23 protein-coding genes are annotated in these 22943 nt (G+C 49.8%); 14 read left to right on the top strand and 9 right to left on the bottom strand.

Translation table 11 applies throughout. The features are described from left to right. Nucleotides 1-13: 13 nt before the first annotated feature. The gene (gene pdeM, locus BUB81_RS00220) at nucleotides 14-742 is read left to right on the top strand and encodes a ligase-associated DNA damage response endonuclease PdeM (protein ID WP_084526064.1); all 729 of its coding nucleotides are present in this window, start codon (nucleotides 14-16) and stop codon (nucleotides 740-742) included. A 3-nt stretch (nucleotides 743-745) separates the two neighbouring features. Here pdeM and BUB81_RS00215 read toward each other — a convergent pair whose 3' ends face one another. The 3 genes from BUB81_RS00215 to folM are packed head-to-tail and all read right to left on the bottom strand — an operon-like array spanning nucleotide 746 to nucleotide 3452. Next, entirely contained in the window at nucleotides 746-1639 is an 894-nt protein-coding gene (locus BUB81_RS00215; RefSeq protein WP_073316633.1) for a carbon-nitrogen hydrolase, read from the bottom strand. Next, on the bottom strand, nucleotides 1632-2687 hold the full coding sequence (locus tag BUB81_RS00210; RefSeq protein WP_084526063.1) for an agmatine deiminase family protein: 1056 nt from the start codon (nucleotides 2685-2687) through the stop codon (nucleotides 1632-1634). Before BUB81_RS00210 ends, BUB81_RS00215 begins: the two co-directional genes overlap by 8 nt. Before the next feature lie 57 nt (nucleotides 2688-2744). Then, nucleotides 2745-3452: a dihydromonapterin reductase gene (gene folM, locus BUB81_RS00205; RefSeq protein ID WP_073316629.1), complete on the bottom strand. Its 708-nt coding sequence runs from the start codon at nucleotides 3450-3452 to the stop codon at nucleotides 2745-2747. Nucleotides 3453-3596: 144 nt separating this feature from the next. Here folM and folE point away from each other — a divergent pair, with 144 nt between their 5' ends. Further along, nucleotides 3597-4280 carry a GTP cyclohydrolase I FolE gene (folE, locus tag BUB81_RS00200; RefSeq protein ID WP_073316627.1) on the top strand — a complete coding sequence of 228 codons (684 nt, stop codon included), beginning with the start codon at nucleotides 3597-3599 and terminating at the stop codon, nucleotides 4278-4280. 71 nt (nucleotides 4281-4351) lie between these two features. On the opposite strand, the gene BUB81_RS00195 is transcribed toward folE, so the two are convergent. Then, nucleotides 4352-4546 carry a zinc ribbon domain-containing protein gene (locus BUB81_RS00195; RefSeq protein WP_073316625.1) on the bottom strand — a complete coding sequence of 65 codons (195 nt, stop codon included), beginning with the start codon at nucleotides 4544-4546 and terminating at the stop codon, nucleotides 4352-4354. 344 nt (nucleotides 4547-4890) lie between these two features. Continuing rightward, nucleotides 4891-6843 carry an alpha-amylase family glycosyl hydrolase gene (locus BUB81_RS00190; RefSeq protein WP_073316623.1) on the bottom strand — a complete coding sequence of 651 codons (1953 nt, stop codon included), beginning with the start codon at nucleotides 6841-6843 and terminating at the stop codon, nucleotides 4891-4893. 372 nt (nucleotides 6844-7215) lie between these two features. On the opposite strand from BUB81_RS00190, the gene BUB81_RS00185 reads away from it, so the two are divergent. After that, complete coding sequence (locus tag BUB81_RS00185; protein ID WP_084526192.1) at nucleotides 7216-8436, top strand: MFS transporter; 1221 nt, start codon at nucleotides 7216-7218, stop codon at nucleotides 8434-8436. Continuing rightward, nucleotides 8423-9304 carry an ROK family protein gene (locus BUB81_RS00180; RefSeq protein ID WP_073316619.1) on the top strand — a complete coding sequence of 294 codons (882 nt, stop codon included), beginning with the start codon at nucleotides 8423-8425 and terminating at the stop codon, nucleotides 9302-9304. The genes BUB81_RS00185 and BUB81_RS00180 overlap by 14 nt, the downstream gene beginning before the upstream one ends. Before the next feature lie 3 nt (nucleotides 9305-9307). Here BUB81_RS00180 and gloA2 read toward each other — a convergent pair whose 3' ends face one another. Further along, nucleotides 9308-9691 (bottom strand): SMU1112c/YaeR family gloxylase I-like metalloprotein, encoded by a 384-nt coding sequence (gene gloA2 / locus BUB81_RS00175; RefSeq protein ID WP_073316617.1) that lies wholly within the window; start codon nucleotides 9689-9691, stop codon nucleotides 9308-9310. Nucleotides 9692-9742: 51 nt separating this feature from the next. Then, entirely contained in the window at nucleotides 9743-10684 is a 942-nt protein-coding gene (locus BUB81_RS00170) for an aldo/keto reductase (protein WP_073318545.1), read from the bottom strand. A 155-nt stretch (nucleotides 10685-10839) separates the two neighbouring features. Here BUB81_RS00170 and BUB81_RS00165 point away from each other — a divergent pair, with 155 nt between their 5' ends. The 7 genes from BUB81_RS00165 (at nucleotide 10840) to BUB81_RS00135 (ending at nucleotide 18171) form a co-directional block, all read left to right on the top strand. Beyond that, on the top strand, nucleotides 10840-11355 hold the full coding sequence (locus BUB81_RS00165) for a lipocalin family protein (protein ID WP_073316615.1): 516 nt from the start codon (nucleotides 10840-10842) through the stop codon (nucleotides 11353-11355). Nucleotides 11356-11466: 111 nt separating this feature from the next. Further along, complete coding sequence (locus tag BUB81_RS00160) at nucleotides 11467-12030, top strand: PhnA domain-containing protein (protein ID WP_073316602.1); 564 nt, start codon at nucleotides 11467-11469, stop codon at nucleotides 12028-12030. Nucleotides 12031-12212: 182 nt separating this feature from the next. Further along, on the top strand, nucleotides 12213-12998 hold the full coding sequence (gene fdhD, locus BUB81_RS00155) for a formate dehydrogenase accessory sulfurtransferase FdhD (RefSeq protein ID WP_073316600.1): 786 nt from the start codon (nucleotides 12213-12215) through the stop codon (nucleotides 12996-12998). Beyond that, the gene (locus BUB81_RS00150; RefSeq protein ID WP_073316598.1) at nucleotides 12988-15252 is read left to right on the top strand and encodes an FdhF/YdeP family oxidoreductase; all 2265 of its coding nucleotides are present in this window, start codon (nucleotides 12988-12990) and stop codon (nucleotides 15250-15252) included. The genes fdhD and BUB81_RS00150 overlap by 11 nt, the downstream gene beginning before the upstream one ends. A gap of 85 nt (nucleotides 15253-15337) precedes the next feature. Then, the gene (gene pyrC / locus BUB81_RS00145) at nucleotides 15338-16369 is read left to right on the top strand and encodes a dihydroorotase (RefSeq protein ID WP_073316596.1); all 1032 of its coding nucleotides are present in this window, start codon (nucleotides 15338-15340) and stop codon (nucleotides 16367-16369) included. A gap of 6 nt (nucleotides 16370-16375) precedes the next feature. After that, nucleotides 16376-17749: an ATP-dependent RNA helicase DbpA gene (gene dbpA, locus BUB81_RS00140; protein WP_073316594.1), complete on the top strand. Its 1374-nt coding sequence runs from the start codon at nucleotides 16376-16378 to the stop codon at nucleotides 17747-17749. A gap of 17 nt (nucleotides 17750-17766) precedes the next feature. Then, entirely contained in the window at nucleotides 17767-18171 is a 405-nt protein-coding gene (locus BUB81_RS00135) for an ACT domain-containing protein (protein WP_073316592.1), read from the top strand. Nucleotides 18172-18179: 8 nt separating this feature from the next. Here BUB81_RS00135 and BUB81_RS00130 read toward each other — a convergent pair whose 3' ends face one another. Together BUB81_RS00130 and BUB81_RS00125 are read right to left on the bottom strand one after the other, a co-directional pair. After that, a complete protein-coding gene (locus BUB81_RS00130) occupies nucleotides 18180-18896 on the bottom strand; it encodes a type 2 periplasmic-binding domain-containing protein (RefSeq protein WP_073316590.1) in 717 nt (238 codons plus the stop codon). Nucleotides 18897-19013: 117 nt separating this feature from the next. Next, entirely contained in the window at nucleotides 19014-19988 is a 975-nt protein-coding gene (locus BUB81_RS00125) for an alpha/beta hydrolase family protein (protein WP_073316588.1), read from the bottom strand. Nucleotides 19989-20307: 319 nt separating this feature from the next. Between BUB81_RS00125 and BUB81_RS00120 the strand changes: the two genes are divergently transcribed. The 3 genes from BUB81_RS00120 to BUB81_RS00110 are packed head-to-tail and all read left to right on the top strand — an operon-like array spanning nucleotide 20308 to nucleotide 22847. Beyond that, a complete protein-coding gene (locus BUB81_RS00120) occupies nucleotides 20308-21891 on the top strand; it encodes a flavin monoamine oxidase family protein (RefSeq protein ID WP_217653432.1) in 1584 nt (527 codons plus the stop codon). Nucleotides 21892-21907: 16 nt separating this feature from the next. Beyond that, complete coding sequence (locus BUB81_RS00115) at nucleotides 21908-22306, top strand: c-type cytochrome (protein WP_073316584.1); 399 nt, start codon at nucleotides 21908-21910, stop codon at nucleotides 22304-22306. 16 nt (nucleotides 22307-22322) lie between these two features. Beyond that, a complete protein-coding gene (locus BUB81_RS00110) occupies nucleotides 22323-22847 on the top strand; it encodes a RidA family protein (RefSeq protein WP_139241457.1) in 525 nt (174 codons plus the stop codon). The last annotated feature ends 96 nt before the right edge of the window (nucleotides 22848-22943 follow it).

The following is a 22943-nucleotide window of genomic DNA, read 5'->3' as shown; positions in this document are numbered from 1 at the left end:
CAAAGGAAGTTGATTGATTAACCCTGATACTCTGGTCGGTCTGGTCAGACAAAAATACGCGGGAATGTTTCGATTTGCCGGTACAGTGTGGGTGCTGGATGGCAAAGGTGCGCTTTATTGCCCCGCCAACGACACCCTGCTGGTGGCAGATCTGCATTTTGAAAAAGGCAGCTACTTAAGTCAGTATGCCTCACCCGTCCCACGGTATGATTCCCGGGCTACCCTGGCTGCTCTATCCGCGTTAATCGACCGCTATCAACCAGCGTCGGTGGTGTGTCTTGGTGACAGTTTTCACGACCGCGGCGCATTTGCACGTATTACTTTTCAGGACAGCGAAGCATTGTTGGCGCTTACTCAACGCGTGTCTGACTGGGTGTGGGTGGTGGGTAATCATGACCCTGATATTCCCGACAGTGTGGCAGGTAAGGTCGTTGAACACTGGCAGGTATCAATTGCGGATAAGTCCCTCATTGGGTGCCATGAGCCCGATCCTGCACTGGAACATCATTGTCAGATAGTCGGACACTTTCATCCCAAAGGGCAGTTGGCTATGCAAAAAGGTGTAGTGAGAGGAAAGTGTTTGGTCGCTACGTCATCGCTTATGGTGATGCCTGCGCTAGGGCAGTTTACCGGCGGATTGTCGGTACAGGACCCGGTGATGGTGACATTGGCGCCCGTCGCTGAGCGCCAGTGTTGGATGCTTTATCGTGGTAGGGTTTACCAGCTACCTGCAGGTAGTTAGGTCCTAGTCGCGCCAGCGTTTGGTTAAGTCTTCGTAAGCGTCAATACGACGGTCACGGAAGTATGGCCAGATGCGTTTTACCTGCTCAGTGCGGGACATGTCCAAATCCACCAACAAGGTGGTTTCTTCATCCACGCCAGCCTGAGCCAGCAGCTCGCCCTGCGGACCGGCAATAAAGCTTTGGCCCCAGAATTTGATACCCGGGTCGCCTTTTACCGGTGAGGGTTCAAATCCAGCGCGATTGGCCACAATCACAGGGACTGAGTTAGCGACCGCGTGTGCACGTTGAATGGTGTGCCATGCACCGTGTTGACGCGCTCGCTCATCGTCGGTGTCGGTCATATCCCAGCCAATCGCGGTTGGGTAGAACAGCAAATCGGCACCTTTCATGGCCATGAGGCGAGCCGCTTCCGGATACCATTGGTCCCAGCATACTAAGACGCCCAGTTTACCTACGCTGGTTTGAATAGGCTCGAAGCCCATGTCGCCCGGCGTAAAATAGAATTTCTCGTAAAAACCCGGGTCATCCGGAATGTGCATTTTGCGGTATTTGCCTGCAATCTCTTTACTGCGATCAAACACCACGGCGGTGTTGTGATACAGGCCAGAACCTCGCTTTTCAAACAGTGAAGTCACCAGCACAATATTGTGTTTCTCTGCGAGTTCACCAAAGAAGTCGGTGGCCGGACCCGGAATAGGTTCAGCCAAATCAAACGCATTAGTGTCTTCTTCCTGGCAAAAATACAAGGTACTGTGCAGTTCCTGAAGCAGAATACATTCTGCGCCCTGGGCTGCCAGTTTCGCAATTTGCTCGGCGCTCTTGTTCCAGTTGGTGGCTTTGTTGTTGTCGGCAACCGTTTGTTGCACCAGGCCCACTTTTAAGATGCGCTCAGACATATCGCGACACTCCTTTACTCAGTTGTTGAACTACGTCAGGTTTGAATGTGTTACAGGGTACTTGCATGGAAATACAATGCAAGCTGCCATATTGTTGTACCAGCGTTGCACAGTTTATCGGCACAATGTTGTGATGCGGAAACGCGCGTTGCATAACCTCAACCGCTTCGGCATCTTCCGGTTGCTGATACACCGGCAGCAGCACAGTGCGGTTACAAATCAGGTAGTTTGCGTACGACGCAGGCAGTCGGTCACCGTCTTCGCTATACATGTCGGGCAATGGCAGTAAATACAGTTCACGACCGGGCAGTTTGGTTTTACATTCCTCTACCAGTGCGTGAAGGCCTGCATAATGACTGTCTTCCGGGCGGTTTTCTGCAGCCTGAATAACCAGGTTGCCTTCCGGCGTAAACCGTACCAGAGTATCAATGTGACCGTCGGTATCATCACCTTCAAGATGGCCATGCTCCAATACCGTGAACGCGGAATAGCCAAGCATCTGCGCAAAGGTTTGCTGATAGGCTTCCAGTGACATGTCGCCGTTGCGCTGCGGGTTAAACAAGCACGAGGCCGTAGAAAGCAAATGACCCGATGCATCAATTTCCAGCGCGCCGCCCTCAGCAACCACGTCACTGGTGCGAAGTGGCTGTTGGCATAGCGGAGCCAGATAAGTTTGATTCAGCTTGTTATCCTGGCTGGCGTTAAATTTGTTGCCCCAGCCGTTAAAGGTGAATTCCACCGGGAAGGGGGCGTCAAGCGGGCCACAGGTTAAGAATGAAAAGTCCCGGGCCCAGGTGTCATTGTACCGGGCGGCAACTAACAGAACGCGCGCGTCTTCAGGCAATGCCGCTTCGATATCAGGGATATCTTGTTCGCGACATAACAACACGACACCTGCGTCACTGGCATTGATAATGCGGATGATCGACAAATAGGTTTCGCGAACGGCACTGAGCCAGGGAGCCCAGTCGGTTTGCTCATTTGGCCAGGCAAGGACCACGGCTTCGCTGGCCTGCCATTCCGGTATAAAGGTGTTACTCACAATTATTCCTGTAATAAAGAAATATAACGTGTTGATTATACCGTGTCTTGTTATTCGAACCAGTTATTTAAGGTTGCGTCCACCGTTTAAATGCAGGGTTTGGCCGGTAACATAGTCGGCATCAAGCAGGTAGTTGACGGCTTTTACCGCTTCCTGGGCTCCGGGTACAATACCCAATAGGTTTTTAGTGAGTGCTTCGGCGCGGTATTCTTCACTGTCGTCGTCGTTAAACATCACCAGGGAAGGGGCAACGCTGTTTACCTTTACATGGGGCGCAAAAACACGTGCAAACGACAGCGTCAGGTTGTGCAGCGCGGCTTTACTGGCAGAGTACGCAATGTGATTCTGGCTGCCGGTTTCCTGCACGAAATCGGTCATGTGAATGATGTCCGTCAGGCCGTTGTTTTGAATCAATAAGTCCTTGAGCGCAAGGTTTAATTGATACGGCGCGCTGGTGTGCACCATCATCATATCCTGCATGAGTTCACCGGCATCGCGATCCGGGGTTTCTGGTGCCCAGTCAGATGCATTGTGGATAATTCCACGCAAACCACTGCAAATGCGTTTTATTTCGTCAATTGCTCGCGAAATGCCTGCCTGAGTGCTAAAATCCGCCTCCAACACGGTTGCACCAGCCTGTTTGAGCTGGTCTACGGCGGGTTTATACCGACGGTAGGTAATGATCACCGGTTGGTCCCTGGAGAGTAAATCTTGCGCAATGGCTAAGCCCAGGCGTTGACTGCCTCCGGTAATAAGAATAGGTAAAGACAAAAAATACCTCCGATTATTTTTGGTACTGAGTACGACTCTACCGTGTTTGCAGATCGTTTTAATGACAATTTTTCATGTCATTGTAATCCCGATTGCTTGTCTGTGTCGTATAAGGTGTGTAAGTCGTCATTACGGAATGGTTGAATGTTAGCAAAAGAAGCGGTAATTGTACGCGACGCTGTAAAGCTGGGTATATCGAAAGAAGCGTTGATGGTTCACGAGGCACTGGTTGCCCGGGGACTTGAAACACCTATGCTTGAAACAGGGTTGAGCGACGAAGCCAAGCGCCAACGCATTGAAGGTGCGATGCGCGAAATTATGGAAACCCTGGGCCTGGATTTATCTGACGATAGTTTGTCGGAGACGCCACTGCGCATTGCGAAAATGTACGTGGACGAAATATTTTCAGGTTTGGATTACCGTAAGTTTCCAAAAATTACCCAAATTGAAAACAAAATGCAGCTGGGTCAGCCAGTGCATGTGTCCGACGTAAGCTTAACCAGCACGTGTGAACACCATTTCGTTACTATCGACGGTACGGCATCGGTTGCTTATATCCCGAAAGACACCGTTATCGGTTTGTCTAAGATTAATCGTTTAGTGGGCTTTTTTGCGCAGCGCCCCCAGGTACAAGAACGTCTAACCCAACAGGTTCTGGTTGCGCTGCAAACTCTTACTGGTACAGAAGATGTGGCAGTGGCTATTAATGCCACACACTACTGTGTGAAAGCGCGTGGTATTCGCGACAGCTTGTCATATACCAAAACATCAGCGCTGGGCGGAAAGTTCCTTGCTGATGTCGAGTTGAGAAGAGAGTTTTTCTCTTAACGTACTGAAAGAGATAATAACAAAGGCCAGCTACAAGCTGGCCTTTTTAGTTTTTCAGAGTTTGAGGATAATCAGGCTTCTGACACAATCAGGTTGATTTGATCGTTCACGCCGTTAGCAGGGATAATTTCCAGCATTTGATGACACTGCTGGCAGGGCTCCCGTTGTTCCTTGTACATATCTTTTAACGTGTCGACTGAAATTGCGTTAACGTGGCCACATAGTGGACACCTAAACTCCAGCAACGTATTACTATAAATTCCCATGCGCTTCGTTCCTTTTCTGCATTAGCAGATTTAATCCTTGTCCAGCGATTCCAATACACTTCATAACAAACACTGGTCTGCTGTTCGCTCGTGCTGCTCATCTACCTTGCAGATAAATCTATCCAAAGGGTAAGTGATACGGATATGAGACTTCTCTCACTAACACGTCGGTTTATTTTTTTGCAGAAAGGACATGACTCTACAAGTATAGCAGTGGCAGGAAAAAGCGAGGGAATATTGACTATTTTAACGACAAATAGCGTAAATAGGAGGCAGGATACCGACAGCGGCACGGAAGTCGCTCTACGCGCCGCTGTCGAGTTTCAATTGTGAAACTTTCGGTGTTATTGCACAACCAACCAGCGCTGTTGATAAGGCGCCAGCACCACAGGTAGATCGTTGGTTACCGTTTGCTCAGACAGCAGATCTTTTGCCGGCGTACCATTAAATACGTCGAGTATCGACGCGTTTACTGATTGCGCGTGTTCACTAAAGTTAACAATAACCAGTAACTTGTCTCCATTCTCCGCTGCTCGACAATACGCAAAACAATGTTGGTTGTCGGTGTGCAGAATATGGGTTCTTGCTGCGCCAAGAACTGGAAGTGATTTGCGTAAATGAATCAACTTCTGCAAGCCTGCAAAAATCAGCTTTTGAACAGTCCGTGTCTGTGAGTCTGCATCGGTTACCGGTAAATCTACGCCTTCTAAATCATCGTCGGTAACCGCGATGCGGTTTACCCAGCGATCGTCATGGGCTTTTGCCGGATCATCGCGATACGAGTAGTCGTTCAACATGCCTAGCTCGTCACCCGAATACAGCAGTGGGATGCCGCCAATGCTCATGATGATACCGTGAACCAGCATAATGCGCTGAATGGCAGTGTCGATCGCGTGTTGGTCGTTACGTGTCAGTGCGCCCTCCAACCCACAAAGTGATGCCAGGGACCCACATACCCGGCAGTCGCCATTAGATGGATTTTCGGCGAAGGGCACACCGTCAGCGTAAGAACCGTCAAATCGGCCGGTAAAAAATTGATTCAGGAAATAGCGATGGTCGTAGGGGTTGATACCCAACTGATGCGCAATAGCATCATCAAAGGTCCAGCCGATGTCATCGTGACAACGCACATAGTTAACCCAGGTGCAGTCGTCAGGAATGCTAAAACTCTTCTGCATAGAGGCAGTGAGCAAACGGGTCTTACGGGTAGCCAGAGAGTTCCAGATCAGAGCCATCAGCAACGGATTGTAAGACAGCTGACATTCGTTCTTGTGGATGTACTTGACCACTTCATCCGGGTGAACAATGGCTTCGGATTTAAACACAACCGCAGGAGCGACAATTTGCAGACAGCAATTGAATGCCTGAATCAGCCTGTGTGCATTGGGTTGGTTCTCACAATTGGTTCCCATGTCTTTCCAGATAAAGGCCAATGCGTCGAGGCGTAACGCTGCGCTGCCAATATTGGCAAGAAACAACATTTCATCAGTGATAGCGTTGAATACGGCAGGGTTCGAGTAATTGAGATCCCACTGGAAACTGTTGAACGTTGTCCACACCCATTTCTGCATGGTGTCATTCCAGGTAAAACTACCGCGACGCACTTGCGGGAAAATTTCTCGCAGTGTGTGTTCGTATTGATCCGGCACCGTTCGGTCGTCAAACAGGTAATAATAATCCTGATACGTTTTGTCGCCGGCTAATGCGGCTTCTGCCCAGCGGTGCTCGTCGGACGTATGGTTAAATACAAAATCCAATACCAGGTTTATACCGGCTTCGCGCAAGGCTTTAGACAATGATTCGAGGTCTTCCATTGAACCCAGTAATGGGTTTACCTTGCGGTAATCTGAAACCGCATAGCCGCCGTCACTGTCGCCTTTGGGGGCATCGTACAACGGCATCAGGTGAAGATAGGTCAGCCCTAGCTTTTTGAAATATGGGATTTTGGCTTTGAGATCATTCAGCGTCGGGCCCAGTAAATCCACATAGCAAGCCATACCGATTTGATTTTCGTTTTTGTACCAGGCTTGTTGTTCTTCAACGCGCGCTTTGTCGAGGCGTTTGAGATCGGTTGAGCGCTGTTTCAGGCCTTTGGCTAAGGTGAGAACCAACTGTTCAAGGTGGTAATAGCAGTCGTACTGATGCCCATAAACATCAACATACCGCGAGAATAGCGCTTCAAAATGCTCTTCAAGACGTGCAGTGAATAGTTTGCCATCGCGTTGAGACAAAAAGGAAAGATCGAGTCCTGCCAGAATGCGTTGAAGGCATTGTTCACTCGAAGCCGCGTAATTCATTGGATTCTCCACAAAGCGTCACCCTGCCAACACATCGGGTGGCTAGAGTTTACAAAAGTTTCACAAACTGGTTTACAGCATTTATCAGTTTTGCTACGTTTAATCTTAAACGATTAAGATAAATTTTCAAGAATTTTACATAGAATAATTGTTGTAATGCCAAGGTTTGCTGAGGATGCGACTGAATTTAAACATGATTTCTTAAATAAAGTTAATTGATTAAGTGAAATCTTAATGTTGCCGGTTTGTAAATTGTAAAATGGTTTAAACTTTAGTGCAGGCGGCCATGTTTGGTTTGCTGTAGACGTAGAGACAAAAAGTATGACTGATTCAAACTCCAATAGCCGCTATATTCGCTGGCTTACTTATCTGATGTTTATGATGTTTGCCATGACATCAGACTCTGTTGGCGAAATCATTAAAGAAGTGAAAGTGGCTTTTTCAGTCACCAACGCACAGGCCAGTTTAATGCACTCCTTGCCTATGCTGGGCATTGCGTTGTCCGGGTTGTTTCTGGGCTTTTTAGCCGACAAGTTTGGCAGAAAGAACACGATCATTCTTGGACTGGCCGTATTTGGTGTGGCGTGTTACAGCTTCATGGTGGCTAACGATTTTGTGTTGATAGTGAGTCTTATGACATTGTCGGGCATTGCAGTTGGTATTTTCAAAACCGGCGCGCTGGCGCTGATTGGTGATATTTCATCGTCTACCAAACAGCATACGGCCACAATGAACGGGGCGGAAGCCTTCTTCGGTGTCGGTGCCATTATTGGCCCGCTGATTGTCGCCTACCTTATTCACACCGGTGTAGCCTGGCAATGGCTGTATGTGATTGCTGGTGGCGTGTGTACTTTGCTCATTACCATTGCGTTGTTTGTTAAGTATCCGTCTTATAAACAGTCCCATGCCGATGAAGCCGAAAAAGTTTCGCTGATGCAGAGCTTAAAACTGCTTAAAAACCCCTATGCGCTGGGCTTCTCATTAGGCGCGTTCCTGTACGTTGCAGCTGAAAGTGCTATTTATGTTTGGATGCCTAGCTACCTGGTGTGTGATGCTACCAGTGTCAAAGCAACGTACGATTGTTATGCCGAGGGCAGTGCACAAATGCTGGCAATTTACTCGGTAACGGCTTTCTTTGTCTTGCGTGCACTTGGCCGGTTTGTTGGCATTTGGATGATGAGCCACTTCAACTGGGCGTTGGTACTGATGTTGTTCAGTGGCGCGATTGTAGTGTGTTTTGCCGGCGGGTTAATGGGCGGCAAGCAAGTCGCATTATATCTGTTCCCGCTAACGGGCATATTCATGTCAGTGATCTATCCCACGTTTAACTCAAAGGGGATAAGCTGTTTCCCAAAACACCAGCACGGCAGTGTGGCAGGGGTAATTTTATTCTTCACGGCAGCCGGTGCGGCAGCAGGTCCCTTCATCATGGGGCTGGTAAGTGATGCAAACGGCGGCGACGCCAAATATGGGTTTATGGTTGCAACAGTGTTTGCAGCGATTCTATTTGTAGGCTTGTTACTGAATTTTATCTTTAACCCTACACAACAACGACTAGAAGAGATTGAGGCAAGCGAATATGGCGCTAACTGATCCGTACTACGCCGTCATTGAAGCGGGTGGAACCAAATTTAACTGTGCGATCGTTACGCCAGACAAAGAGATCGTCGCGGAAATTCGCATTCCAACGACCACGCCGGAGGAAACGCTGTCTGCGACGGTAGCGTTTTTTACAGCACAACGCGCGGCTGGGTATCCCTTTAGCAAAATGGGGATTGCCAGCTTTGGACCACTGGATTTAGATCCTGCTTCGCCGACCTACGGTTACATAACGAAAACCCCTAAGCCGCATTGGAGCAATACCGATTTGGCGAATGCGCTGGCAAGCGCGTTAGACTGCGAAGTCGTTATTGATACCGACGTTAACGGCGCGGCATTAGGCGAGTATCGCTGGGGCGCAGCGCAAGGAGCTGGCGTGGCCGTTTACGTTACTGTAGGAACAGGGGTCGGCGGAGGGATCGTTGTTAACGGTAAACCGCTGCACGGTTTGGTTCACCCTGAAATTGGACACATGTTGGTTCAACCACCTGCAGGGATCACCGGCACCTGCCCGTTCCACACGAATTGCGTGGAAGGCCTGGCATCGGGTACCGCACTTGGCAAGATTTGGGCGCAACCATCAGATACGTTTGACGATGACCACCCAGCCTGGGACGGACTGGCGGAAGTGCTCGGCAATATGTGTCACAACCTGATGGTTGTGCTGAGCGCAGAAAAAATTATTTTAGGCGGTGGGGTGATGCAGAAACCGGGTATCGTCGACAAAATTGTGGCGGCAACCGAGAAGACACTGAACGATTATGTGGTGTTCCCGGAGGGCAAATCATTACAGGATGTGATTTGTACACCAGGGCTTGGCACGCGGTCCGGTATGCTTGGCGCCCTGGCGCTACTCGACTAAGCCCTACCGTTCATATAATTCCAACGGTAAATCGTCGGGATCAGAGAAAAACGTAAATCGCCGACCCGTATAAGGGTCGGTTCTCACTGGTTCACATTCCACTTCATGACTGGCCAAATGGGCAATCACCGCATCTAAATCGGCCACACGGAATGCCAGGTGTCGCAACCCTTGTGCTTCGGGCCTGCTAGGTCTGGCCGGTGCGCCGGGGAAAGAAAACAGTTCTATTTGCGTACCGTCCGGCAGACCCAAATCGCATTTGTACGAATCGCGCGCCTCCCGATAATTTTCATCAATAACCGAAAAGCCCAGCACGTCAGTGTAAAACCGTTTGGACGTCGGGTAATCGCTGCAAATAATCGCTACGTGATGTATGCCTGATAACATCCTGGCTCCTGGTTAAATTCCACTGTACGGATAAGTATTGGCAAAGGGCGCTTACGGCACCTCATGTCCGCTGGCGCTTTCCAGCAGGGCATACCAATGCTCGCGAGACAACTGAGTGTGCATTGCTTGCGCGCAGGCGGCAATACGTGCCGGATTAGTCGTCCCAATTACAGGCTGAATAGCGCTGGGATGGCGCATTAACCAGCCCAGTACGATTGCCTCCGGGCTAACACCGTATTCCGCCGCCAGCTTACTGACCAGTGCTGAGGTTGCGCAGTCTGGCTCGCCGCGTCCGGAATATTTACCTTGAGCCAAAGGCGCCCAGGCCTGCAGCTGAACCTTATTGCGCTGACAGTATTCCAGCGTTCCCGCGGTATAGCCCGAGTTGCGATTAAGCGCACTGTTGGCCATCATGCCATCTTCAACCCAGTCACGGTAAGCTAGGCTCATTTCCAGTTGGTTGGCAATAATCGGGAAGGTCACAACAGCCTGAAGCGCTTCAATTTGGTACCAATGCATGTTCGATACACCAAGGTAACGAAACTTGCCGGCTTTATGCAATGCAGTCAGACATTCACCCAGCGCTGGCAGATCCGCCAATGGGTCGGGACGATGTAACAGCAGAATATCGATATATTCCTGGTTCAGCCGCTGTAGAATGCCGTCGACAGACTGGGTGATGTAGGCAGGTGAGAAGTCATAGCGTTTGGGGCCTGTTTCGTCTTCGAAGCGGATGCCGCACTTGGACTGGATGATCATATTGTTGCGCCAGTCCGGGTTCTGCTTTAACACGTCGGCAAACACTTTTTCTGCTTTGCCCAGCGTGTAAATATCGGCATGGTCAAACACAGTAATACCCGCGTTCAATGCCGCTTCAATTGCATTGTTTGCTTGTTTAACATGTTCACTGGAATAAGATGACGCGGCCCATTCACCACCGAGTCCCATGCAACCAAACACCACCGATGAGGCGTGCTCAAAATAGTTTTTCATCATGCTGTTATTCTTCTGTTACCGAATGATAATACTGTACGTGACGCCATGTGCGCTGGCGAATGAATACGTATGCTAACAGGTAAGTCTGGTGATACAAATTAAACTAAATTTCGTAAAGCAATGAGACACAACAAAAAAACACAAGGTGAAACATGAAGCGCGTAGCAATACTGTTATTTTTATTGGGTTTAGCCGGATGTACCAGCGTACCGGAAGGCGTTACGCCTGTGACCGGGTTTGAGTCGGAGCGGTACTTGGGGAGCTGGTATGAAATCGCCAGATTCGATCACAGTTTTGAAGAAGGACTAAGCCGCGTTACCGCGACCTACAGCAAGCGTGAAGACGGTGGGATTCGGGTGCTCAACAAAGGGTACGATGCTGCAACCGGTGAGTGGGATGAAGCTGAGGGAAAAGCCTATTTTGTTAGTGACGAGACAACCGGGCACTTGAAAGTCTCTTTCTTCGGGCCATTTTACGCCAGCTATGTCATCGCCGAACTGGATAAAGACAACTACCAGTACTCGCTGGTTACCGGTCCAGATCGCTCGTACTTGTGGATACTGGCCCGGCAACCGACCTTGTCACAAGACGTACTGGACGAACTGTTGAGCAAAGCAAAATCACTGGGGTACGCAACAGATGAATTTATTTGGGTAGAGCACAAGTAGTATTCACTGTTGGCATAGTTAAAAGTAAATGTCTGCATAGTTTATGGTAAACCGTGAAGGCGTGCTATACTCGCGGTTTTCCAAATTCAGCTCGACGAACAGGCAGTAACCATGGCAAACCAGCAAGCGGTATTTACCCGCGCAAACAATGTATGTGAATTATGTGGCAGCGAACAGGGCCTGACCTTGTACATGGTGCCTGAGTCTCCAAATGATTCTGACAACTGTGCCATTGCCGCCTGCGCAACCTGCACCGGGCAATTAAATGGCGACACCGATGTAGATGTGAACCACTGGCGCTGTCTTAACGAAGCGGTATGGTCACCGGTCCCTGCAGCGCAAGTGGTAGCCTGGCGTATGCTCAAGCAGTTGGAAAGCGAAACCTGGGTGCAGGATTTACTGGAAATGGTTTACCTGGATGAAGATACGCAGGAGTGGGCAAAAGCAGGGTTGCCTGAAGATCGCGAACCCACTTTGGACAGCAATGGTGAAGCATTACAAGCCGGTGATAACGTGCATTTGATCAAAGATCTGAACGTAAAAGGTGCAAACTTCACTGCCAAGCGCGGCACACCTGTGCGCAATATCCGTCTTACTCAAAATCCGCTGCACATCGAAGGTAAAGTCAACGGACAAACTATTGTGATCATTGCCGCTTATACCAAGAAAGGGTAAGCGAGCCACTGACGATATTGTCCGGCCATAGTGTTGTGTCCGGACAATGCTTCTTTCGATGTCGGGCAGACATCGCATGTATATCTAACGCTAAAAACCGAACAGTTAAAGTATCTCAACAGCGCTTTGAAATAACCTGTGGTAACCTTGAATCATGTCATGTTTAGCTTAGTGATTCCTCCATGCCTGTAATGGGTAACAAGGTTAATCTGCCTGCGCAGCATCCTCCTCGTCATTACGACGACCTGGCTGAAGAAGTGCCGCTTGCTATTGCGGTAAATGGCATGGCGCTGTCGGTGATGATGGTGTCGCCATTTGATTTTGACGACTTTATTACCGGCCATTTCCTCACCGAAGGGATTGTAAAGTCGGTAGTAGAAATCAAAGATATTCACATCGAACCCATGCCGCCGGGATTTGAAGCCCGGATAACCGTTACTGGCCGTCGCGAGCACGAGGTAAGGCAGCGACGCTATAGTTTGGTGAGTGCCGGGTGTGGACTGTGCAATAAAACCGCCATGGATCAGGCGTTCCCGCCGACTACAACGCAGGCCGATAAACGCCCACTGGCTGAATGTGATGTCAGTCAATTGCGTTCACTCTTTGAAGCAAACCAGACGTACAACCAAAAAGCCGGCGCTATGCATGCCGCCATGTTTGTGTGCGCAGCATCGAATACCGTACTGTGCAGTGAAGACATAGGTCGCCACAACGCACTCGATAAAGTGATTGGTAAAGCCTTACGTGCCGGTCTCCAACCCGAAAAAGGCTTTCTGGCAGTGACGAGCCGTTGCGGTGTGGAGTTGGTGCAAAAAGCCTCAGCCTGTGGTTTTACCACACTGTACTGTTTGTCTTCTCCAACGACTATGGCCGTGAATTTAGCCCATCAAACCAGGCTGAATCTGGTGTATGTGCCGCGAAATAACCAACCCATTATGTATGATGCAAAGGAAAATTATGCCGAATAAATCGTCTAAAGCCGGGGGCATGGCGTCCGTTAAATCTACGGTGAATCAGCTGATTAAAAGTAAGCAGGTACGCCGAAACATGCTGAATTTGTATCATGCTAACAAACATGAAGGGTTTGATTGCCCCGGGTGTGCCTGGGGGGATGACAAGAGCGGCGCGTTTCGCTTTTGTGAAAACGGTGCTAAAGCTATTGCCTGGGAATCGACTTCTGAAAAAGTGGATGCTGCGTTTTTTGCGCAACACACCGTTAGCGAACTACGCAAGCAAAGCGATCACTGGCTGGAAAGCCAGGGCAGATTAGTGGAGCCGCTTCGCTACAACGCGCAGACCGACAAGTATGAACCGGTGAGTTGGGAGCAGGCATTCACGCACATTGCTAATGGTATTAATGCCCTGCAATCCCCAAATGAGCTTGAACTCTATACGTCTGGAAGAGCCAGCAACGAAGCGTCATTTTTATATCAGGTATTTGGTCGGGCGTTGGGTACCAACAATTTCCCGGATTGTTCCAACATGTGTCATGAAGCCAGTGGTATTGCGCTCAAGCGCGCAATCGGTGTGGGCAAAGGCACGGTAACGCTTAAGGACTTTGATGCGGCTGATACCATTTTTGTGTTTGGTCAGAACCCGGGCACTAATCACCCACGCATGCTAAATGCGCTGCGCAGTGCGGCAAAGCGCGGCGCGACGATTGTGTCGTTCAACAACCTGAAAGAGGTTGGGTTGCAGCGCTTCGCCAGTCCGCAAAAGCCAGCAGAATTATTGGGCCTGCAAGCCGTTGATATCAGCGCACGGTATTACACGCCAAAACTTGGAGGTGATTTTGCTGTGGCTCGGGGCATGGCCAAGGTCTTTATTGAAGAGCTGGCGGAACAGCTGAACCAGGATTTTATTAACACGCACACCCATGGCATCGACGCTTACATCGAGCAAGTAAAAGCCACCCAATGGCAGGACATTGAAACGCGCAGTGGATTAACCCGCGCTGATATTACCGAAGCCGCCAACTTGTTCGTGCGCAGTCAGAAAGCGATCACCTGTTGGGCAATGGGGATCACTCAGCATCTACATTCGGTGGATACCATTCATGAGCTCACGTCGTTGCATCTGCTAACCGGCGCAATTGGTGTACCCGGCTCGGGTATGTGCCCGGTAAGGGGCCATAGTAACGTGCAAGGCAACCGAACCATGGGCATTCTGGAAGCGCCAACGCAGGCGTTTAATCAGGCAATGCAAGCCGTGTTTGACTTCGCACCACCGGAGAAACCCGGACACAGAGTCTACGACGCAATTAAAGCTCTGCATGCCGGTCAAAGTAAAATGCTGATTTGTTTGGGCGGTAATATTGCGGCCGCGTCGGCTGATACTGCTTATACTGAGCAAGCACTCAGGCGCACAGCCCTCATGGTGAATATCGCCACCAAGCTCAACCGCACGCATTTAGCCGTAGGGCAAGACGCCTTGATATTGCCTTGCTTAGGACGAACCGAAGCTGACACCACTGGCGGAAAGAATCAGGCGATTACGGTTGAAGACACCTTTAGCATGGTGCATGCGTCCAGTGGTAATACACCGCCAGCCAGTGACTTATTGAAATCCGAAACTGAAATCATTGCGCGTATAGCGCAGTACACGCTGAAAGAGCGTATTGCGTTGGACTGGGAATCACTCATTGCGGATTACAGCAACATACGGGAGCTCATTGCCAAAGTGATCCCCGGGTTCGATAATTTTAATGCGCAAATACAGCAGCCAGGTGGTTTTCACTTGTATAACAGCGCGGCAAATTTGCAGTGGAATACGGCCTCGGGGAAAGCCGAATTTAACGCAGTGGCGTTACCTGAGGCGTTATTTCCCGATAGCGTGCAGTCCAAAATCGCGCAGCAAGACTCGCCCGTGTTCACGTTGCAAACTCTGCGCTCCCACGATCAGTACAACACCACCGTGTATGGCATGAACGACCGCTACCGTGGGGTATTTGGTGAGCGCCAACTGGTATTTATGCATGCCGAAGATATGCGCCTGCTCGGCCTGACCGATAACTCGCTGGTGGATATCAGTACTATCTGGGATGACGATACAGAACGTAAAGTGACTCAATTTCGCGCGATGAGCTATGACATTCCACAAGGGAACGTAGCGTGTTATTACCCGGAAACGAACCCGCTTATTCCGTTTGAAAGTGTCGGGTTGGCGTCGGCAACGCCTACATCTAAGTCGGTGCCGGTAGTGATAAGCCATTCCGAGTCATAAGTTGTCTGAATAAAAAGCAAAAGCGGCGGGTTTCTTGCTATAATGCGCGCGTTTCTTGAATTAACCTGTATTTGAGGCCGGTGCAATGCAATCAATTACCCTTCGTCAGCCAGATGACTGGCATCTTCATTTTCGCGATAACGACATGCTGGCTGAAACTGTGCCAGCCACGGCGCGCTGTTTTGCCCGTGCGATTGTGATGCCCAACCTGGTTCCGCCGGTAACCAATGCCGAACTGGCCATGGCGTACAAAGCGCGTATCGAGGCGGCACGTCCTGCTGGTAGTCAGTTCGAACCCTTGATGACCTTGTATCTGACCAACCAAACCACACCGGCTGACATCACGGCTGCTAAAGCGGCGGGTGTTGTTGCGTGTAAGCTTTACCCGGCAGGCGCAACCACCAACTCAGATGCCGCCGTAAAAGGCATCAATGCTTTGTATCCGGTGTTCGAACAAATGGAAAAAGACGGCGTATTGCTGTTAATCCATGGTGAAGTGACCGAGTCTCACGTGGATATTTTCGACCGCGAAAAAGTGTTTATCGACCAGTATATGGCGAAGATTGTAAAAGACTTCCCGGGTCTGAAAGTGGTATTCGAGCATATCACGACTGCCGATGCCGCGGATTTTGTTCTGGCCAACGGCGATAACATTGCCGCTACCATCACGCCTCAGCATCTATTATTAAACCGCAATGACTTGCTGGTCGGTGGCGTGCGTCCACACAACTACTGCTTACCGGTATTAAAACGCAATACGCATCAGCAGCGTCTGCGCGAAGTGGTTGCTGAAGGTTCTGCGAAGTTCTTCCTGGGTACTGACTCCGCGCCTCACGCCAAACACCGCAAAGAAAACGCCTGTGGTTGCGCCGGCTGTTACAGCGCATGGAGTGCCATTGAACTGTACGCGGAAGTCTTTGAACAATTAGACGCGCTGGATAAATTTGAAGCGTTTGCCAGCGAGAATGGTCCGGACTTTTATGGTTTACCGCGCAATACCGGCACGATCACACTGGTAAAAGAAAGCTGGCAGGTACCTGAGATGGTAACGTTGGCTGATGGTACTGAAATGGTGCCGTTTTTTGCGGGCCAAACACTGAACTGGAAACTGGCGTAACGATTTATGAGTGAGTTGTTTTCTGCCTTCGGGTTACGCCCGGAGCTTTTGCAGGCTATAGATAAAGCGGGTTTCAGTGCGCCTCGGCCTATTCAGCAAGCCGCGTTGCCTGCCATCATCGAAGGCAAGGATGTGCTGGCTCAGGCGCAAACAGGATCAGGTAAAACCCTGGCGTTTGCGGCAGGCAGCCTGCAAACCCTGGATGTTAGCCTGAATGCGCTGCAAACGCTGGTGCTCTGCCCAACTCGCGAGTTGGCCGAGCAGGTGGCTGAGCAGTATCGGTTACTTGCCAAAGACCTGCCAAATGTTAAGGTATTAACCCTTTGTGGTGGTCAGCCCATGGGGCCGCAAATCAACTCACTCAAGCACGGTTGCCACATTATTGTGGGTACACCGGGTCGTGTGATGGACCACGTGCAAAAACGCCGTATTTCTCTGGATGAACTGCGTGTACGCGTATTCGATGAAGCCGACCGCATGCTGGACATGGGCTTTACCGATGACCTGGCTGTTATCTTCAGTGGCTTGCGCGCGCCGGTGCAAACCCTGATGTTCTCGGCTACGTTTACCGATGCTACTACGCATCTCGCTAAGCAATATTTGTCGTCGCCGGAAACCATTACCGTTGACTCTGCCGCCCGTGCAAAAGTCTCGCAGCTAGTTTATGAAGTGGAAGACAAACATCGCTTTAATGCACTGAAGGCGTTATTGACCACGGAGCAACCCAAGAGCGCGATTGTGTTCTGCCGCACACGTAAAACAACGCAAGACGTGGCTGATATGCTGGCACAGGAAGGGTTCGTGGCCGCTGCTATTCAGGGCGATATGGAACAAAGTGATCGCAACAGGGTACTTATGCAGTTTGCCAGCGATTGCCTGAATATTCTGGTGGCCACGGATGTTGCAGCACGAGGTTTGGATATCTCGGCGGTGGATTGCGTTGTGAACTATGACGTCAGCGAAAACCCCGATGCGCATATTCACCGAATTGGTCGTACAGGCCGCGCAGAGCAGCCCGGCATGGCATATACCTTGATGAGTGCGAACGAAGCGTCGCTACTTGCGGCTATTGAAATCCACACTGGTGAAGATTTGAAACGCAAGGGCGCACAAAGCTTGCGCTTTCACGCCAATCGTATTATTGAACCTGAATTCAAATGCCTGAGTTTAGGTGCCGGAAAAAAAGCCAAGCTACGGCCGGGTGATATTTTGGGCGCTCTCACTCAGGATGCGGGTATTCCCGGTGACGATATCGGCAAAATCAAAGTGCAGGCCAATGAGAGTTTTGTTGCGATTAAAACGCGTAGTGTAAAGCGTGCGTTGGGCTTGTTTCGCGAAGGTAAAATCAAAGGTAAACGCGTACGGGCCTTTAAGCTATAGGCCATCGGGAGAGTAACATGGGCGGCGAAACAGATTTAAATACCTTACTCAAAGGCTTGTCGCCTGAGCTGCTCCCAGATCACTATGTGTTTGTCACACTTCCCGACTTTAGCGCTGAGCAGTTCAATTCGCTCGCTCCTTTGGGCTTGTTTCAGGAAGTTGAAGACACGACGTTGATCCTCAATGAGCAGACTGCCCGTGATGCTGGTTTTGAATTTGAAGGCGTATTTCGCTGCATTACCTGTAAAGTACATTCCAGCCTGGAAGCTGTGGGCATGACTGCGGCCATGAGCGCGGCATTAACCGCTCAGGGTGTTAGCGCAAATGTGGTCGCGGCGTATTATCACGACCACATTTTTGTGCCTGCTGCCGATGCCGATAAAGCCATGGCGGCCCTGTCTTCATTCGCGGAAAAAGTATAATTTATCTGCTAATAGCCGGTATTTCTGAGTAGTTCTGCCAGATCTTCAAAATGGGGACATTGCTTATTCAAATGCGCGCCCACCATGGTTTCGAAGTACACCAGTTTCGAACGCTCCAAAACGGGCTGGTCTTGCATTCTACTCAACGCACTTATTACACCGTCGTCGTCGGCCAAAATAGAGTCAACACGCCCAAAGGTTAACAGGTCTAGTCCTTGGGCGATGGATTCGACCATTAACAGTTCTGCACCGACATCTAGCAAAGGCTGGTGGAATGGCCCGAGCTCTTTTACTCTTAGTACGGCAATACGCTCATTGGCAAGTTGATGAAGCGATGAAACACGCTCCGACGAACTTGCGGCCCGATAAAACGCTAATTCCACACGTTGTTCAGATAGTGGAATAAACGTAACACTGTCGTCCATGCCTTTAGGCGGGTAAAAACTGACACACCACGGGGAGGAACGCAGTACCTGCCCCGCTCTAGCTGGCGGAACAAAAACAGGCTTGATAGTGAACCTATGCCCAACGGCTTTGGAAAATAAGCGAAAATTGATTCCGCGATCAGTTGCATTCGAAGTAGTGAACGGCGGGTACTCAACAGCCAGAACTGATAGCGAAGGCTTTTTTGTCTCTGCATTACAAGCAAAGGCTATTAACAAGGTGGTAGAAAAAGCTACAAAGTGAAAAGCTGTCGCCCAGCGTCGGTAATACCCATTCAACATAATGTAACCTGATAAATATTGAGTGCGAATTGCGGAATCTAATTTAAGTGTACGCTAGGAATAGTGAATTTCCACCGCCGAGATGATTTTGGCGGTGGTCTCAGGAAGTGGCTGATTTTACAGGTATTGATTCAACCAGTCTTTAATCTCAGCATATGCCGCTGTACGGTGATGCGTAAGACCGTGATTGTCGCCTTCATAGGTGACCAACTTATTTGTATGGTTAGCTACATTGAGTGCACTGGCAAGCAGTCTCGACTGTTCAACGTTTACTCTGGTGTCGGCTGTGCCGTGAAGCATTAAAATTGGCGCAGGGGGTAATTGGTCTACCCAGTTGATCACTGAGCGCTCACTAAGTAACTGTTCTTTTTGACTCGCATAGTCAGGCATGCGAGCAGCGTAAACCTTTTCCATTTCCGGGCGCCAGGCGATTGCTTGTTTCAGATCCGCATTGCCAGCTACGGATACAATTGCTTTTACATCGGTGAGTTGTTTAGCCGCCAGGTAGCTTTGCATTACACCGCGACTCCAGCCTACCAGCGCAATACGTGAGGTATCTGCATGAGGTAGTGATTTCGCTATATCAATGAGTGCCAGAACATCATTCACGTCAGCGCCGCCGAACTCATCCTTGCCGTTATTTTCAACTCGACGACTGGCTCCACGATACTGACTGCCCAGTACAATGTACCCTTCGCTGGCGATCTCTGCGGGTAAATCCATTTTTGCTCCGAACACCACATAACCGAAACGAGCGTTGCCACCACGATTAAATATCACCACGGGCAGTGGCTTTTCAGGTGACTTTGGCGCCAGATAAAAACCTTCAACGTTGAATTCGTCAGACTGGTAAGTAAAGTCGGTACAGTCTAAATCTGCTTTGCGCTGATTGAATTTCTCTGCCGGGAAAAATCGCTGGAACGCTTTTTCGTTAAATCCGGGCTTATTCTTTTTCAGTACGCTCGCCCATCTTTCATAGGACTCAAAAGGGCCCCTAAAGCAGCTTTTAGGTTCCAGCATTTGTGTTTCTGCATATGTATTGGCACCTGTGAGCAGTGAAAAGCTAATGAGTAAAAGGCCTAATCGGTTCATAAATAACGTCCTGTCATTATCAAAAGGAGGTGAAACCAGCTCATAAAGAAAGAGCTTGGCTTGATCGTCAGTCATGTTGACTGACCAAAGGTGATATAGAGGTGAAATAGAGCGAAAAGTTGCATTTTATTAGTGCGTTTTGTGCACAACAGGTGCGCAAAAGATGAACAGAATATTTAAACTCACCTGAACAAACCACCATAATTTGGTGTTGTCGTATATATTATACACTTTGCCGTAGTTGAGGACGCACTGGCACCCCTGCTGCATAAATGGGCCACCCAACCATATTCACATCTAAATAAAAGGGGGGCTTTTCTTGAATCACTCATCTATGAGCCGGCGAGCTTTACTAGGCTGGATTGGTAAAACGGCTGGCGCGGGCGCCTTGTACCAGGCGATGACATCGCTTGGCTTCGCGGCGGAATCTACACATCCCGGGACACTAAATCTTGGTAGTACGCCCAAGGGCGCATCTGTGCTGATCCTGGGGGCTGGACTGGCGGGCATGACGGCAGCGTATGAATTGCGCAAAGCCGGGTACAAGGTCACTATGCTGGAGTTTAATCAGCGCGCAGGTGGGCGCTGCTGGACACTCCGGGGCGGCGACACCTACACCGAACTGGGCGGCGCAACACAGCAGTGTCAGTTTGCAGAAGGGAACTACATTAACCCGGGCCCCTGGCGTGTGCCGTACCATCATCATCACGTGATGTCGTACATTAACGAATTCAACATCCCTATTGAGCCGTTTATTCAGGTTAACTACAACGCACTGGTTCATTCAACTCATGCCTTTGGCGGCAAGCCTCAGCGCTACCGGGAAGTGCAGGCCGACTACCAGGGATATGCCGCTGAACTGCTTGCCAAAGTCTCAAATCAAGGTGGTTTAGATAAAGCTCTCTCTGTGGAAGACAGAGAAAAGCTGTTCGAGTCAATGCGACACTGGGGCGCATTAAATGAAAGCGCGGAATATAAAAAGTCCTACGAGGTAAGTTTACGGCGCGGTTTTGCCATTCCTCCTGGCGGCGGATTGTCGCCTAAGCCGCAAGCTAGCGTGCTAATGGACAGAAGTGAACTGCTTCAATCTGAGTTATGGAAATACATTGTCAACGGTCAGGATATCGAGTTCCAAAGCAGTATTTTTCAGCCTGTTGGCGGCATGGACAATATTGCAAAGGCGTTCGAAAAGCGCGTGGGTGACACCATTCACTATGGCGCAAAGGTCACCAGAATTAACCAAAGCGACCAAGGCGTAAGCGTTGAGTATGAACAGCAAGGCGTGGCGAAAACCGCTCAGGCCGACTGGTGTGTGTGTACCATACCGCTTTCTATTCTTAGTCAAATTCCAGTCAAAGCCAGCAGTGCTATGCAATCGGCTATTCGCGCAGTGCCGTATGCGGCATCAGTGAAGGTAGGTCTGGAATTCAAACGTCGGTTCTGGGAGCAGGATGACGCCATTTACGGTGGTGTGAGCTACACCAACTTACCTATTACCAATATCAGTTACCCAAGCACCAAATTCTGCGACAAAGGCAAGGGCGTGTTGCTTGGGGCCTATGTATGGGGTGCGAACGCCTTTGAATTTACTTCTTTGACTCCTGAAGAGCGGGTAAAGAAAGCGGTGGAGTACGGCAAAAAGATACATCCGCAATATGCCGACGAATTCGACAACGGCATTTCTGTTGGCTGGCACCGGGTGCCATGGACCCAAGGGTGTTATGGCATGTGGACGGAAGCATCACGTGAAGAACACTATGAAAACCTGTGCCAGATAGATGGCCGTTTAGTGCTCGCCGGTGAACACGCTTCAAACCTGCCTGCGTGGCAGGAAGGCGCTATTTCGTCGGCCCATGATGCCATTAAACGATTACACCAAAAAGTGGTTAGTACAACCACTTAGTGTTGGAGAACAGTATATGAAAAACGTAATAAAGTACTTTTTAATGGCAAACATGCTGAGTGTAAGTACTTACACCAATGCAACGGATGACGCCGGCTTTTCCGAAGGCGCTAACTTCGAGGAAGTCACCGGAGAGGCGCTTTACCATGCTATTTGTCAGGGCTGCCATATGCCAATGGCTCAGGGTGCCAAAGGAGCTGGCGCGTATCCAGCGTTAGCGCAAAACCCCAAGTTAGCCGCCGCGCCTTATGTGATTTATATGGTCAGTAACGGCATGGGTGGCATGCCGCCATTAAAGCAATACCTGTCTGACGAACAAATCGCCGAAGTGGTGAATTACACCCGCAGTCACTTTGGTAACCACTTTACCGACGCCGTCAGTGCCGACGACGTTAAAACCATTGCTCAACGATAAATTACAGGAACACAAAATGAAAAAATTAATGTTTGCCCCACTTTTACTCAGCGCTGTGTTTGCGACAGCTGGATGCAACGATGCTGATGCTAAACCTGAAGCAAAGGAATCGGTGATCCGCCACGGCCTGATTGGCTCGGATTTCCCCATTCTTCGTGCGTCTGAAGTACCCGCCACCAGCACTATTGTTTTTCTGAGTGGCGCGGTGCCCGGTGTGAGTAACCCGGATGCGCCCAAAGGCAGCATGGAAGCCTACGGCGATACGGAAACTCAAACAGTCAGCGTGCTGAACCGGATTGATGAGAACCTGAAAAGCCTGGGATTAACTATGGGGGATGTGATCAAGATGCAGGCGTTTTTGGTTGGCGACCCTGCGATGGATGGAAAAATGGATTTCGCCGGTTTTATGCGTGGTTACACACAGTTTTTTGGCACTGAAGCACAGCCAAATTTGCCTTCTCGTTCTGCCTTACAAATTGCGGGACTAGCGAATCCAAATTACTTGGTTGAGATCGAGGTAACAGCGGTACGCCCTGAATAAAACTTTTCAGTCATATTTGGCCAGGCAGGGCGTGCCGTAGCGCTCTGCTTTGTTTTAATTTCCCTTACTCTAACTGCCCATTATCTATCTACACGT

It is taken from the genome of Marisediminitalea aggregata, assembly GCF_900129565.1.
GTDB classification, from domain to species: Bacteria; Pseudomonadota; Gammaproteobacteria; order Enterobacterales; family Alteromonadaceae; genus Alteromonas; species Alteromonas aggregata.
This window is presented reverse-complemented; position numbering and strand designations above follow the sequence as displayed.